This is a genomic window from Pseudomonas vancouverensis (assembly GCF_004348895.1).
GTDB classification, from domain to species: domain Bacteria; phylum Pseudomonadota; class Gammaproteobacteria; order Pseudomonadales; family Pseudomonadaceae; genus Aquipseudomonas; species Aquipseudomonas vancouverensis.
In genome coordinates this window covers 269035-281642 of sequence record NZ_RRZK01000028.1, presented here as the reverse complement: position 1 = coordinate 281642, position 12608 = coordinate 269035, and the positions used below count along the sequence as shown (strand labels likewise).

Here is a 12608-nt window from a genome sequence, read left to right as displayed (position 1 = left end):
CGGTCAACCTCGCAGGGAGCGGATCGACCGAGTGTACGAGCCCGTCAAAGTCAATGCGAGTCGGCAGAGCGGATTTATTCGTTGAGTTTGGCGAGGATCTTGATCACCACGGTCGCAAGAATCGTCAACATGCCGATCCACATGGTGAACACGCCGGCATTCTTGTCGCGAAAATTGAAGCCGATCGCCAGCAGGATCATCCCGGCAAGAATCGGGATCAGCATGGCTTGGAAGGTAGACATCGAGATCATGGGACGGCCTTGTCGTAAGGATACTTTAAGTCTAGGAGGCTTTAGCGGCCCGCGCAGTGATGTGTATCAAGAATGAAGCAGTAAAACCATGAAACTTGCATTGTCTGAGCAGGCGCGCTCCCACAGGCAGGTGTTGAGCCCTGTAGGAGCGAGCTGGCTCGCGATGATCTGCAGGTTTACGGCAATTCGCGGCAGGCGTAGAACGCGCTGAGCACCTTGACCAGGTGTGCCAGGTCATGACTGCCACACAGTTCGCGGATCGAGTGCATGGCGAAGGTCGGCAGGCCGATGTCCACGGTGCGCACGCCCAGGTGACTGGCGGTGATCGGGCCGATGGTCGAACCGCAACCCATGTCGCTGCGCACCACGAAACTTTGCACCGGCACCTCCTCGGCCATGCACAGGTGACGGAAGAAACCCGCGGTTTCGCTGTTGGTGGCATAGCGCTGGTTGCTGTTGACCTTGATCACTGGGCCAGCGTTGAGTTTCGGGCCATGGTTGGCGTCATGCTTGTCGGCGTAGTTGGGGTGCACGCCGTGGGCATTGTCCGCCGAGACCAGCAGGGATTTCTGGATGGTGCGGACGAACTCGTCACCTTCGGGCAGCAGGCGGCGCAGGGTCTGTTCGAGCATCGGGCCATCGGCGCCGCAGGCCGAGCAGGAACCGACTTCCTCGTGGTCGTTGCACACCAGCACGCAGGTTTCGTCGGTGTCGGCGGTCAGCAAGGCTTGCAGGCCGGCGTAGCAGGACAGCAGGTTGTCCAGGCGTGCACCGGCGATGAAGTCACCGTGCAAGCCGATGACCGCCGCGCTCTGGGTGTCGTAGAAGCTCAGCTCGTAGTCGAGCACGACGTCGGCATTGAGGCCGTGTTCGCGGGCGAGCTGGTCGGTGAGCACGGCGCGGAAGTCCACGCGCTCGTCACCGGCAAACTGCGCGAGGATCGGCGGCAGTTCGGTTTGGGCGTTGATGGCCCAACCCATGTTGGCTTCGCGGTTGAGGTGAATGGCCAGGTTGGGAATGATCGCGACCGGTGCCTTGAAGTCGATAAGCTGGCTTTCGACCTTGCCGTCACGACGGAAGGTGACGCGACCGGCCAGGGACAGGTCGCGGTCGAACCACGGCGCCAGCAGCGCGCCGCCATACACCTCGACGCCCAGTTGCCAGAAGCCCTGGCGTTGCAGCTCAGGCTGTGGCTTTACCCGCAGGCACGGGCTGTCGGTGTGGGCGCCGACCAGGCGAATGCCGCCATGCAGTGGCGAATGACGGCCCATCTTGATGGCGACAATCGAAGAGTCGTTACGGGTGACGTAGTAGCGACCGTTGGTTTCGGTGTTCCACGGCTCGCGTTCGTCGAGACGCTGATAACCCGCCGCTTCCAGGCGTTGAACGAGACTGGCGGTGGCATGAAACGGGGTAGGGGAGGCCTTGAGGAAGTCGATCAGGCCTTGGTTCAACTCTTCGCGCATAACATAGCTCCAGACAGCAATGGCGCCAGTTTAACGTATTGGTCGGGGAATTGGCGGTGGGCGGTCAGTTGCTGTCGAACGCGAATGACTGTGGCGAGGGAGCTTGCTCCCGTTGGAGTGCGAAGCGCTCCCAGGCGATGTATCAGGTGCACCGCGTGCGCAGGTGTTGCGGCTGCTGCGCAACCGAACGGGAGCAAGCTCCCTCGCCACAAAAGCTGTTCAAATCCTGTTGATTAGAACGGCGCCGGACACTCGAAGCGCAGGCGTTCACCTGTCTGCGGATGGGTGAAGCTGAGCATGCTCGCGTGCAGGCACAGTCTCGGCCATGCCGCCAGCGCCTGTTCATGGGCATAGAGCCCGTCACCGAGTAACGGATGCCCAATCGACAGCATGTGCACGCGCAACTGGTGTGAGCGGCCTGTGATCGGGGTCAACTCGACGCGGCACCAGTCGCCGCAACGCTCCAGGACTTTCCAGAAGGTCAGGGCGTGCTTGCCGAATTCATGGTCGACCACGTGCCGAGGCTTGGTCGGCGGATCGTAGCGCAACGGCAGGTCGATGCTGCCGCTGTCCAGTTCCGGCTGACCCCAGCACAGGGCGGTGTAGGCTTTTTCCGTTTCGCGGTCGTGAAACTGCCGAGACAGTTCGCGATGGCTGTCCGGGTCGCGGGCCAGCAGGATGATGCCGGAGGTTTCCCAGTCCAGGCGGTGGACAATGCGGGCTTCCGGGTAGCCGTTTTCCTGCAGGCGAGTGATCAGGCAGTCCTTGTTGTCGTCGGCCCGGCCGGGGACGGAGAGCAACAGGGTCGGTTTGTTCACCACCAGTACGGCGGCATCCTGGTGGAGGATGTGGATATTGGACAACGGCATTAAAACAGCCTCGTAACAAACGCCAACGGCGGCTCAGGTCCTTCGCCGCCCCTGGTGGGAGCGAGCTTGCTCGCGATGGTCCATCAGTCGACATCAAGGTGACTGACACACCATCGCGAGCAAGCTCGCTCCCACATCAAGGCCAGAAGGATCTGAGCCGCCGTGGCTCCTGCCGGATCGACTCAGCGATCTGGCAGGGTGATATTGAGTTCCAGAATCGAGCAGCTGCCCTGGCTTTCCAGTGCGACATGCACGTCATCGGACCCGATATTGACGTACTTGCGGATCACCTCGACCAGTTCCTTCTGCAAGGCCGGCAGATAATCCGGGGTGCTGCGTTGGCCGCGTTCGTGCGCCACGATGATCTGTAGACGCTCTTTCGCTACCGACGCGGTGCTTTGCTTTTTGTTGGCACGAAAGAAGTCAAAAAGGTTCATTGCTTAGTTGCCTCCAAACAGGCGCTCGAAGAATCCCTTCTTCTGTACATCGAGGAACCGATGGTCCACGGTCTTGCCCAGCAGGCGATCTACGGTGTCGCTGTAGGCCTGGCCGGCATCGCTCTGGTCGTCGAGAATCACCGGCACGCCCTGGTTGGATGCCTTGAGCACCGCCTGGGATTCCGGGATCACGCCGAGCAGCGCTACCGAGAGGATTTCCTTGACGTCTTCTACGCCGAGCATTTCACCTTTGCTGACACGCTCCGGGTGGTAGCGGGTGATCAGCAGATGTTCCTTGATCGGGTCTTCGCCACGTTCGGCGCGACGGGACTTGCTGGCCAGCAGGCCGAGCATTCGGTCCGAGTCACGTACCGAGGAGACTTCCGGGTTGGTCACGACGATCGCTTCGTCAGCGAAGTACATGGCCAGGTGGGCGCCTTTCTCGATGCCCGCCGGGGAATCGCAGACCACGAACTCAAACTGTTCCTTGAGCTCCATCAGGACTTTTTCCACGCCTTCGACGGTCAACGCGTCTTTGTCGCGGGTCTGGCTGGCGGCCAGTACATAGAGGTTTTCCAGGCGCTTGTCTTTGATCAGGGCCTGTTGCAGGTTGGCTTCGCCGTTGACCACGTTGACGAAGTCATACACCACGCGGCGCTCGCAACCCATGATCAGGTCGAGGTTACGCAAGCCCACGTCGAAGTCGACGATAACTGTCTTGTGACCACGCAGAGCGAGGCCGGTACCGATAGCGGCGCTGGTGGTGGTCTTACCCACACCACCCTTGCCGGATGTAACCACGAGAATCTTGGCCAAGGTGTTTCACCCCTAAGGAAAAAGGACTTTTAGCCCCTGAAAAACATCTCTTGAAAACTACTGCAGTCGGACAGCCTTGGCTGGAATTCGGTTTCTGGCGGCGTTTACCCCCGGTAAACACTGCTTTTGCCTGTTTCCTACTTCGTTTGAGCCGTTTTCGCTACGTTTTAGAGATGCTTGGAAAATGCGGCAGTATCCGTTAAAGCCGAATGATGTTCAACACGTCGCCTGACAGGCTGACCTGCACGCCCGAACCCCATAACGGGTCGCGGCGCAGATCTTCGGAAACCTTGTAATGACCGGCGATGGAGATCAGTTCAGCGCTCATCTGCTGGCAGAAAATCCGTGCCTTGGTATCGCCCTTGACGCCGGCCAGCACACGACCACGCATGGGGCCGTATACATGGATGTTGCCATCGGCGAGAAGTTCCGCCCCCGGGCTGACCGATGAGATCACCACCAGATCGCTGCCCTGGGCATAGATCTGTTGTCCGCCACGCACAGGCGAGGTGATGATTTTCGTCGGTTTGATGGTCGGCTCGGGTGGCTTTTCCGGTTTTTTCTTCGGTTCGCCTTCGCTCAGGTCCAGTGGACGCTCACGAGCGCCCGATGGCGGCAGCACCGGCAGATCGACGGCAATGGCCGCAGCGATGTCTTCGATTCGGCTGGCACGGATCGCCAGGGTGCGCAGGCCATGCTGACGGCAGACGCGCATCAGGCCTGGCAGGTCAACTGCGCCCTCGTTGGCCGGGAGTTTGTCCAGAGCCAGTACCAGCGGCGCGTTGCTGAAAAAGTTGGGCGCCTGGGCGACCTTGGCGGCCAGTTGCCGATCGAGGCTTTCGAGGTCGTTACGGGCCAGCTCCAGCACCGTAATGGCCAGCATGCTGCCCTTCAACTGGAACACGGGATCTTGGTCTAGCAGTTCGGTTTGGCTCATGGTCGGCGTACAACGACTTGTCACTAAAAGTGCCGAGACTTATAACGAGAACGCCCGCAGGCCGCAAGCCGGGTCGAACGATGTAGAATGCGCGGCCATTGTCATTCCGGAAGCTTTAATGGACCGCCCGCGTTTTCAAAAAGCATTTTTATCGCCACGTTTCTGGCCGCTGTGGTGCGGCCTGGGGCTGTTGTGGCTGATCGTCCAGTTGCCGTACCCGGCGTTGCTGTGGATCGGACGTGTCCTGGGTGCCGGCATGTACCGGGTGGCCGGCGAGCGGCGGCGCATTGCCAAACGCAATCTGGAGCTGTGTTTCCCGGAAAAGACGCCGGCCGAGCGCAAGCGTCTGCTCAAGGAGAACTTTGCCTCCACCGGGATTGCCTTCTTCGAGATGGCGATGAGTTGGTGGTGGTCGCGCAAGCGCCTCGCCAGCCTGGCCCATGTCGAAGGGCTGGAGCATTTGCAGAAGGCCCAGCGCGAAGGCAAAGGCGTGATCCTGATGGCGTTGCACTTCACCACGCTGGAAATCGGCGCGGCGTTGCTCGGCCAGCAGCACACCATTGACGGCATGTACCGCGAGCACAAGAACCCGCTGTTCGACTACATCCAGCGCCAGGGGCGCGAGCGGCATAATCTCGATTCGCTGGCGGTGGAGCGCGAGGACGTGCGCGGGATGCTCAAGTTGCTGCGTGCCGGCCGGGCGATCTGGTATGCACCGGACCAGGACTACGGCGCCAAGCAAAGCATTTTCGTGCCGCTGTTCGGCATCCAGGCGGCGACCGTGACCGCCACCAGCAAGTTTGCACGGCTGGGCAAGGCGCTGGTGGTGCCGTTCACCCAGGAGCGCCTGGCGGACGGCAGCGGCTATCGACTGGTGATTCATGCACCGCTCGACGGTTTTCCCGGGGAAACCGACGAAGAGGACTGCATCCGCATCAATCAGTGGATCGAAAGTGCGCTGCGTGAGTGCCCCGAGCAGTACCTGTGGGCCCATCGCCGCTTCAAGAGCCGGCCACCGGGTGAACCCAAGCTGTACAAAAAACGCGGTTGAACGATCGAACCCTATAAGCACCATGGAGTGTTGCGATGAGCCCAGCTGAACCGGTTACAGGCTTGATTCTTTCCGGCGGCGGGGCTCGGGCGGCGTATCAGGTCGGTGTGCTGGCGGCGATTGCCGAGTTGCTGCCACCCGGTGCGAGCAATCCTTTTCCGGTGATCGTCGGCACCTCCGCCGGGGCCATCAACGCTGTCAGCCTGGCCAGTGGCGCCATGGACTTTCGCAGTGCCATCGAACGCCTGACGACCTTCTGGCAAGGTTTTCGCAGCCATCTGGTATTGCGCAGCGACTGGCCGGGCGTGATACGCCAGGCCAGCCGTTTTGTCAGCCACAGCCTGCTGGGCCTGGGCAGCCACCTGCCTGTAGCGTTGCTCAATAGCTCGCCGCTGCGCGATCTGCTCCACGACAAACTGTCCATGCACGGCATCGAGGAAGCCATCGCGCAACGGCAATTGCATGCCGTGGCGGTGACGGCGTTCGGTTATGAATCCGGACAGGCGGTCACTTTCTATCAAGGTGGCGGCAAGATCGACGCCTGGTTGCGTCACCGACGCATCGGCGTTCCCACCCGGTTGTCCGTTGATCACCTGCTCGCCAGTTCGGCCATCCCGCTGCTCTTCGCGCCGGTGAAAATCGGCGAGGAGTATTTTGGTGACGGCGCGGTACGTCAATCGGCCCCCATCAGCCCGGCGTTGCACCTGGGCGCCAGTCGTGTGCTTGTGGTCGGAGTCAGCGGCAACCCCAGGGGTGTCGACCCGCAGCAACCACTGCAGCGTGCCTACACCGGTCAACAGCCGACCCTGGCGCAGATTGGCGGGCACATGCTCAACAGTACCTTCATCGACAGCCTGGAAAGCGACATCGAACTGTTGCAGCGCCTGAACCAGTTCAGTCACTTGATGCCCGACGGTACGCCGATTCGCGAACTGGGCGTGGCACCGGTGGAGGTATTGGTGATTTCGCCGAGTCAGCCGATCGATGAGATTGCCGCGCGGCATCGTCAGGAACTGCCAGCGGCGTTGCGTCTGTTTCTGCGTGGGCCGGGTGCGACCAAGACCAGCGGGGCAGGGGTGCTCAGCTATCTGTTGTTCGAGGCGGGTTATTGCAGTGAATTGATCGAGCTGGGCCGGCGTGATGCGCTGGCCAAGGGGCGCGAGCTTTGCCGGTTTCTGGGGATTGCCGAGGCGGCAGTTCCGGCCTGAAATTTGTGTTGCGGCCATCGCCAGCAGGCGGCTCCCACACAAAACCGGTGTGGGAGCGAGCCTGCTGGCGATGGCGCCCGTGAGGACGCCGCCGAATCAGAAGTGGAACTTCACCAGGAAGCTGGTCACGTTCTGGTTGGTGGTGAACGCGCCGGAATCTTCGATCCCGTACTTGTTTTTCCAGTAGTCGTACTCGACACCGACGTACAGCTGTTTGGCACCGAAATTCAACGCCTTGCCCAGGTCGTATTTGACCTGTGGGTTGAAGTGCAAGTTGGCGTGGTATTCGCCTTTGCTGTTGACGTCGTTGTCCATGACCCAGTCCATGTAACCGTCGATCAGGACGCTCGAATCGCCGACCGGGATGGTGTAGGACCACACTGGGGTGACCTGCCAGACGTTGTCGCCCGGACGGCTGCCTTCGGTGTGACGGTTGTAGAAGTTCAACTGGAAGTAGTCGAAACCAGGGATCGCCAGGTCGAAGCCAGGACCGATCAGGTAGGACTCGGTATCACCCTCGCCGAACTCGTACGTCATCGCCAGCAGCACGTCCTTGATCGGACCGAATTCGATCTTCTGATCGAGCACCTTGCCCAGGGAAATACGCGGCTGGAACTCGCCGTAGTAGGTGTTCGGACCGTTGTTGAAGTCCTTGTCACCGTTGTAGAAGATCTTGTCGACGAAGAAGAAGTTATCGCCGTACTTCCAGGCATCGGCGTGCTCGAAGGTCACGGTTTGCTGAATGTGCGGATTGACCTTGAAGTCTTTGCCGTAGAGGTAGGTCAGGCTGTTGTTCTGCCATTGCAGAAGATCGCCGGCCATGGCCTGGCCTCCGGCCAGCATTGATCCGGCCAGCATCAGGCTAGTGCACGTACGTTTCATTCGGTTGCTCCCAAACTGTAAGTGGTTCCACGTTATTTTTTTAGGCTCGGCGCTCTGGTGTGGCGCCTGTTTTTGCAGCGGTAAAAAATCATCCATTCGGTCAGCTTTGGTGCTGATAGCAAAAGCTGAGCCAAGGCTTTCGAAAAGCAAAAAAACTCCCGTTCGGCGGCTCTGGAGCCGTCGATTGAGAGGTGTTTTGGATTGCCTTGTGACTGACCAGTGCCTGGATAAGTTGGCCGGCTGGTCAGGTTTTACATCCGGGCTTTTTTTTAAACCGGATTCGGGCGGCCGCGGAGAATACTGACTCCCAGGCCAGGTCTCAAGTGCTCCGCAACGGCGCACCGACGACAGGTGTGGGGCACGGTTGCGGGCAATCATCAGAAATGCACCTTCACCAGCAGGCTGGCGGTGTTTTCATCGGTATTGAAGCGCGGGCTGTCTTCGATGCCGTATTTGTCTTTCCAGTAGCTGTATTCGGCGCCGACATACACCTGCTTCTCGCGCCAGCCCATGGCTTTGCCCAGGTCGTACTTGATCTGCGGGTTGACGTGGACGTTGGCGTGATAGGTGCCCCGGGCGTTCTGGTCGTTGTCGACGACCCAGTCGATGTAACCGTCGATCAGCAGGTTGGAGTTGCCCAGCGGCAGGGTGTAGGACCAGCCCGGGGTGATCTGCCAGACGCCATCCCCCGGGCGCGGGCCTTCGGTTTCGCGACGATAGAAGTTCAGGGTGACGTAGTTGAAACCCGGCACTGCCAGGTCGAAGCCGGGGCCGATCAGGTAGGCCTTGGTGTCGTCTTCGCCATTTTCGTAGGTCATGGCGAGCAGCACGTCCTTGATCGGGCCGAATTCGAAGCGACGGTCGAGGATTTTGCCGAAGGACAGGCGCGGGCTGAATTCGCCGTAATAGGCGTGAGCGCCTTTGTTGCGGTCTTGTTCGCCGTTGTACCAGGTGCTGTCGATGAACAGGAAGTTGTCGCCGTACTTCCAGCGATCGGCGTGTTCAAAGGTGAGCGTCTGCTGGATCGCCGGGTTGACTGAATAGTTCTTGCCGTACAGGTAGCTCAGGCTGTTGGTCTGCCACAGCAGTAAATCGCCGGCCATGGCTTGACTGGCGGCCAGCAGGCCGCCGCTCAACAACAGGTTGCTGGGTGTCCGAATCATCTGTTGCTCCCTTTTGTTTTTATTTTTGAGGCGCAAGTCGTCCCGATCCTGTGGGCGCGGGCAAGCCCGTTCCCGCAGGTTCTGGGGTAACGCTGTTAGTGCGAGTGCGCCTGACAGTCGTTGATGGCCGCGCGTTCGGCACCGCCAAGGATGTTGAACAGCAGGTTGAGGACCAGCGCGCTGATAGTGGCCATGGCAATGCCGCTGTGGGTGATCGGGCTCATCCATACCGGCAGGTGGGCGAAAAACTCCGGTCGTACCACCGGGATCAGGCCCATGCCGATGCTCACCGCCACCAGCAGCTGGTTGCGGCGGTCACCGATGTCGGCTTCCTGCAGGATCTTGATGCCGGTGGCTGCGACCATGCCGAACATCGCGATGGCGGCGCCGCCGAGTACGGCCGGTGGAATCGATGCCACGAGGAACGCGGCCTTGGGCAGCATGCTCAAGACGATCAGCAGCCCGCCGGCGACGATGGTCACCGAGCGGCAGCGCACGCCGGTCATTTGCACAAGGCCAATGTTCTGGGCGAAAGAGGAGTGGGTGAAGGTGTTGAAGAAGCCGGCGAAGAACGACGCGGCGGCATCACACAGCAAGCCGCGGCGCAGCATTCGCGGGCAGACGTCCTGGCCGGTGATTTTGCCCAGGGCGATGAACATGCCGGTGGACTCGACGAAAATGATCACCACCACCAGGCACATCGACAGGATCGGCGCGAGTTCGAACTTCGGCATGCCGAAGTGCAGCGGGGTGACGAATTGCAGCCACGGCGCGCTGTCCATGCCGCTGAGGTCGACCATGCCGATCACGCCGCAGAGCACGTAGCCCAGGCACATGCCGATGAGCACGGAAATGTTGACCCAGAAACCGCGCATGAAGCGATGCACGAGCAAGATGGTGCCCAGCACCAATGCGGCGATGCTCAGGTAGATCGGTGAGCCGAACTGCACGGCAGCAGCACCGCCGCCGGCCCAGTTCACGGCCACGGGGAACAGCGACAGACCGATCGAGGTGATGACCGTGCCGGTCACCAGCGGTGGGAAGAAGCGCACGACTTTGGACATGAACGGGGCAATGATCATGCCGAAGAAACCGGCGGCGATGGTGGCGCCGAAGATCCCTTGCAGGCCGATGCCAGGCATGCCGGCCATGGCGACCATGCTGCCGACAGCGGCGAAACTGGCGCCCATCATCACCGGCATCCGGATGCCCACCGGGCCGATGCCGAGTGACTGGACGATGGTGGCGATGCCGGCCACGAGCAGGTCGGCGTTGATCAGAAAGGCGATTTCTTCACGACTCAGGCCAGCGGCCTGTCCGATGATCAGCGGCACCGCGATGGCTCCACCGTACATCAGCAAAACATGTTGCAGACCGACCAGGATCAGTTGCAAGAGGGGCAAACGCTGAATGGCGGGTGCGTCGGGGATGCGCGCTTCGGATAGCTCGGACATGCAACACCTCGGATCTTTTTTATTCTTGTGATTTTGTACATCAGGCTGACCTGTGGCGAGGGAGCTTGTTGGATCGCCGCACCGTCCCGTTGGGGCGCGAAGCGGCCCCGCTCTTTGTTCAAAAGAACCGGGAGCGCTACGCACTCCAGCGGGAGCAAGCTCCCTCGCCACAAAAGCCCGCTAGACACGGGCTTTTGTGTTGCTCAGTTGGTCTGGGCTCCCTGAACAATCCAGGCACCGATCAGGTCACGTTCCTGCTGGGTCATCTGCGTGATGTTGCCCAGTGGCATGATCTGGCTGGTGACGGCCTGCGCCTGAATGCGCGGTGCGTTCTGGCGAATCTGCTCGGGGGTATCGAACATCACGCCGGCCGGGGCTGCGCTGAACAGCGGGCTGGTCGGTTTGGCCGAGTGGCACACCGCGCAACGCTCCTGGATCACGCTGTGCACCTTGTCGAAACCAGGACCTGCGTTGGACGCCTGGGCCGGTGCTTCTGCAGGTTTGGCTTCGGCCGGTTTGGCGCCACCACCCAATGCGGTTTCAGGCAAAGGCTGGTACTCGATCTTCGCCGGTGCCTTGGCCACGTCCGGGGTGGTCATCGGCGCCGGGCCGGTGACGTACGCCAGGCTGATCATGCCCACCGCTGCCACGGGCAGGGTCCAGGCAAACTTGTGGCTGTCATGACGGGTGTTGAAGTAGTGACGCACCAACACCGCCAGTACCGCGATCCCGGCCAGGATCAACCAGTTGTACTGGCTGCCGTAGGTGCTCGGGAAGTGGTTGCTGATCATGATGAACAGCACCGGCAAGGTGAAGTAGTTGTTGTGACGCGAACGCAGCAGGCCTTTGGCCGGCAGCGCCGGGTCCGGCGTGCGGTTCTCGGCGATCGCCGCGACCAGTGCGCGTTGCGCCGGCATGATGATGCGGAACACGTTGCCGACCATGATGGTGCCGATGATCGCGCCGACGTGCAGGTACGCACCACGACCGCTGAACACCTTGCTGAAGCCATAGGCCGCGCCGATGATCAGGACGAACAGGATGCCGCCGAGCAGGGCAGGGCGTTTGCCCAGGGCCGAGTCGCACAGGAAGGAGTAGATGAACCAGCCCAGGAACAGCGAGCCGATACCGATGGCCACGCCTTCAGGGCCGCTCAGGGTGCTGCCCGGAGCCAGCAGGTAGAGCGTCGGGTTGGAGTAGAACACCACGCACAGCAGCGCGATACCCGACATCCAGGTGAAGTAGGCTTCCCATTTGAACCAGTGCAGGTTGTCCGGCATGGTCGGTGGTGCCAGTTTGTATTTCTCCAGGTGGTAGATGCCGCCACCATGGATTGCCCACAAATCACCGGCCAGACCGCTTTTCGGGTTGACCCGATTGAGGTTGTTTTCCAGCCAGACGAAGTAGAACGACGCACCGATCCAGGCCACGCCAGTAATCATGTGAACCCAGCGCACGCTCAGGTTCAGCCATTCCAACAGATGTGCTTCCACAGTCTTTACCTCTCGCCTGTCACTCTGTTGTCGAGTGATCAGACCTTCTCTTATTGGTGGGGGGCGAGGATCAAACGCTCATCCTCTTTGAAAAAATGCTCATCGCAGTTATTGCCTGTGCCACTGCGATCAACCACCAGGAAGTCATCCCGCTTTTCGATCGTCAGCACCGGGTGGTGCCAGACGCCGCGATGGTAATTGATGCCCTGCCTGCCGTTGGTGACGAAGGCGCGGACCAAGCCTGATACAGGTTCATCGCCAAGTGGCGCGACCACGATCAGAAAGGGGTTGCCGAGCAGCGGAATGAAAGCCTGGCTGCCCAGCGGATGGCGTTCCAGCATGCTGACGGTCAGCGGCATGTCCTGCGCGTCGGCGCGGAAGATGCTGATGATCGCGTTGTCCTCTGGTTGGGCGGTTTCAACCGTCGCCAGTTTGTGGAAGCGCATGGTCGAACCGTTGTTGATCATGAAGTGATCGCTGCCGTCGGTTTCGATCACGTCACCGAAAGGGGCGAAGGCTTCTTTGGTCAGCGGTTCAATCGTTAATGTGCGCATGCTGTTCTTCTTATCCAAAATTCTGTG

The 12608-nt window shown here is 60.5% G+C and carries 13 protein-coding genes; 2 read left to right on the top strand and 11 right to left on the bottom strand.

Features of this window, described 5'->3' with window-relative positions; all coding sequences use genetic code 11:
- Positions 1-74 precede the first annotated feature (74 nt).
- The 6 genes from EIY72_RS29980 to minC all read right to left on the bottom strand — a co-directional run bounded on the left by EIY72_RS29980 (position 75) and on the right by minC (position 4776).
- On the bottom strand, positions 75-242 hold the full coding sequence (locus EIY72_RS29980) for a hypothetical protein (RefSeq protein ID WP_162276431.1): 168 nt from the start codon (positions 240-242) through the stop codon (positions 75-77).
- Positions 243-427: 185 nt separating this feature from the next.
- Positions 428-1717: a M18 family aminopeptidase gene (locus EIY72_RS20380; protein WP_093217149.1), complete on the bottom strand. Its 1290-nt coding sequence runs from the start codon at positions 1715-1717 to the stop codon at positions 428-430.
- Between the two features lie 233 nt (positions 1718-1950).
- On the bottom strand, positions 1951-2586 hold the full coding sequence (locus tag EIY72_RS20375; RefSeq protein ID WP_093217154.1) for an RluA family pseudouridine synthase: 636 nt from the start codon (positions 2584-2586) through the stop codon (positions 1951-1953).
- A 182-nt stretch (positions 2587-2768) separates the two neighbouring features.
- Positions 2769-3023: a cell division topological specificity factor MinE gene (gene minE / locus EIY72_RS20370; protein ID WP_007974947.1), complete on the bottom strand. Its 255-nt coding sequence runs from the start codon at positions 3021-3023 to the stop codon at positions 2769-2771.
- Between the two features lie 3 nt (positions 3024-3026).
- Positions 3027-3839, bottom strand: a complete 813-nt coding sequence (minD, locus tag EIY72_RS20365) for a septum site-determining protein MinD (protein WP_093217159.1) — start codon at positions 3837-3839, stop codon at positions 3027-3029.
- A gap of 199 nt (positions 3840-4038) precedes the next feature.
- Complete coding sequence (minC, locus tag EIY72_RS20360; RefSeq protein WP_093217164.1) at positions 4039-4776, bottom strand: septum site-determining protein MinC; 738 nt, start codon at positions 4774-4776, stop codon at positions 4039-4041.
- A gap of 118 nt (positions 4777-4894) precedes the next feature.
- Between minC and EIY72_RS20355 the strand changes: the two genes are divergently transcribed.
- Entirely contained in the window at positions 4895-5827 is a 933-nt protein-coding gene (locus tag EIY72_RS20355) for a lipid A biosynthesis lauroyl acyltransferase (protein ID WP_093217170.1), read from the top strand.
- A gap of 35 nt (positions 5828-5862) precedes the next feature.
- Entirely contained in the window at positions 5863-7035 is a 1173-nt protein-coding gene (locus EIY72_RS20350) for a patatin-like phospholipase family protein (protein WP_093217174.1), read from the top strand.
- 96 nt (positions 7036-7131) lie between these two features.
- Here the strand turns inward: EIY72_RS20350 and EIY72_RS20345 are convergent, their stop codons facing one another.
- The 5 genes from EIY72_RS20345 to EIY72_RS20325 form a co-directional block, all read right to left on the bottom strand.
- A complete protein-coding gene (locus EIY72_RS20345) occupies positions 7132-7917 on the bottom strand; it encodes an outer membrane protein OmpK (RefSeq protein ID WP_093217179.1) in 786 nt (261 codons plus the stop codon).
- A gap of 377 nt (positions 7918-8294) precedes the next feature.
- Positions 8295-9080 carry an outer membrane protein OmpK gene (locus EIY72_RS20340; protein ID WP_093217183.1) on the bottom strand — a complete coding sequence of 262 codons (786 nt, stop codon included), beginning with the start codon at positions 9078-9080 and terminating at the stop codon, positions 8295-8297.
- A gap of 95 nt (positions 9081-9175) precedes the next feature.
- A complete protein-coding gene (locus tag EIY72_RS20335) occupies positions 9176-10534 on the bottom strand; it encodes a nucleobase:cation symporter-2 family protein (protein WP_093217187.1) in 1359 nt (452 codons plus the stop codon).
- A 203-nt stretch (positions 10535-10737) separates the two neighbouring features.
- Complete coding sequence (locus tag EIY72_RS20330) at positions 10738-12027, bottom strand: urate hydroxylase PuuD (protein WP_093217192.1); 1290 nt, start codon at positions 12025-12027, stop codon at positions 10738-10740.
- 50 nt (positions 12028-12077) lie between these two features.
- Positions 12078-12581 (bottom strand): ureidoglycolate lyase, encoded by a 504-nt coding sequence (locus EIY72_RS20325; RefSeq protein ID WP_093217197.1) that lies wholly within the window; start codon positions 12579-12581, stop codon positions 12078-12080.
- Positions 12582-12608: the final 27 nt, after the last annotated feature.

Coding starts and splice junctions, on each gene's coding strand:
- EIY72_RS20355 (WP_093217170.1), top strand. CDS start 4,895: ATGGACCGCCCGCGTTTTCAAAAAGCATTTTTATCGCCACGTTTCTGG.
- minC (WP_093217164.1), bottom strand. CDS start 4,776: ATGAGCCAAACCGAACTGCTAGACCAAGATCCCGTGTTCCAGTTGAAG.
- minE (WP_007974947.1), bottom strand. CDS start 3,023: ATGAACCTTTTTGACTTCTTTCGTGCCAACAAAAAGCAAAGCACCGCG.
- EIY72_RS20340 (WP_093217183.1), bottom strand. CDS start 9,080: ATGATTCGGACACCCAGCAACCTGTTGTTGAGCGGCGGCCTGCTGGCC.
- EIY72_RS20380 (WP_093217149.1), bottom strand. CDS start 1,717: ATGCGCGAAGAGTTGAACCAAGGCCTGATCGACTTCCTCAAGGCCTCC.
- EIY72_RS20325 (WP_093217197.1), bottom strand. CDS start 12,581: ATGCGCACATTAACGATTGAACCGCTGACCAAAGAAGCCTTCGCCCCT.
- EIY72_RS20350 (WP_093217174.1), top strand. CDS start 5,863: ATGAGCCCAGCTGAACCGGTTACAGGCTTGATTCTTTCCGGCGGCGGG.
- EIY72_RS20375 (WP_093217154.1), bottom strand. CDS start 2,586: ATGCCGTTGTCCAATATCCACATCCTCCACCAGGATGCCGCCGTACTG.
- EIY72_RS20335 (WP_093217187.1), bottom strand. CDS start 10,534: ATGTCCGAGCTATCCGAAGCGCGCATCCCCGACGCACCCGCCATTCAG.
- EIY72_RS29980 (WP_162276431.1), bottom strand. CDS start 242: ATGTCTACCTTCCAAGCCATGCTGATCCCGATTCTTGCCGGGATGATC.
- EIY72_RS20345 (WP_093217179.1), bottom strand. CDS start 7,917: ATGAAACGTACGTGCACTAGCCTGATGCTGGCCGGATCAATGCTGGCC.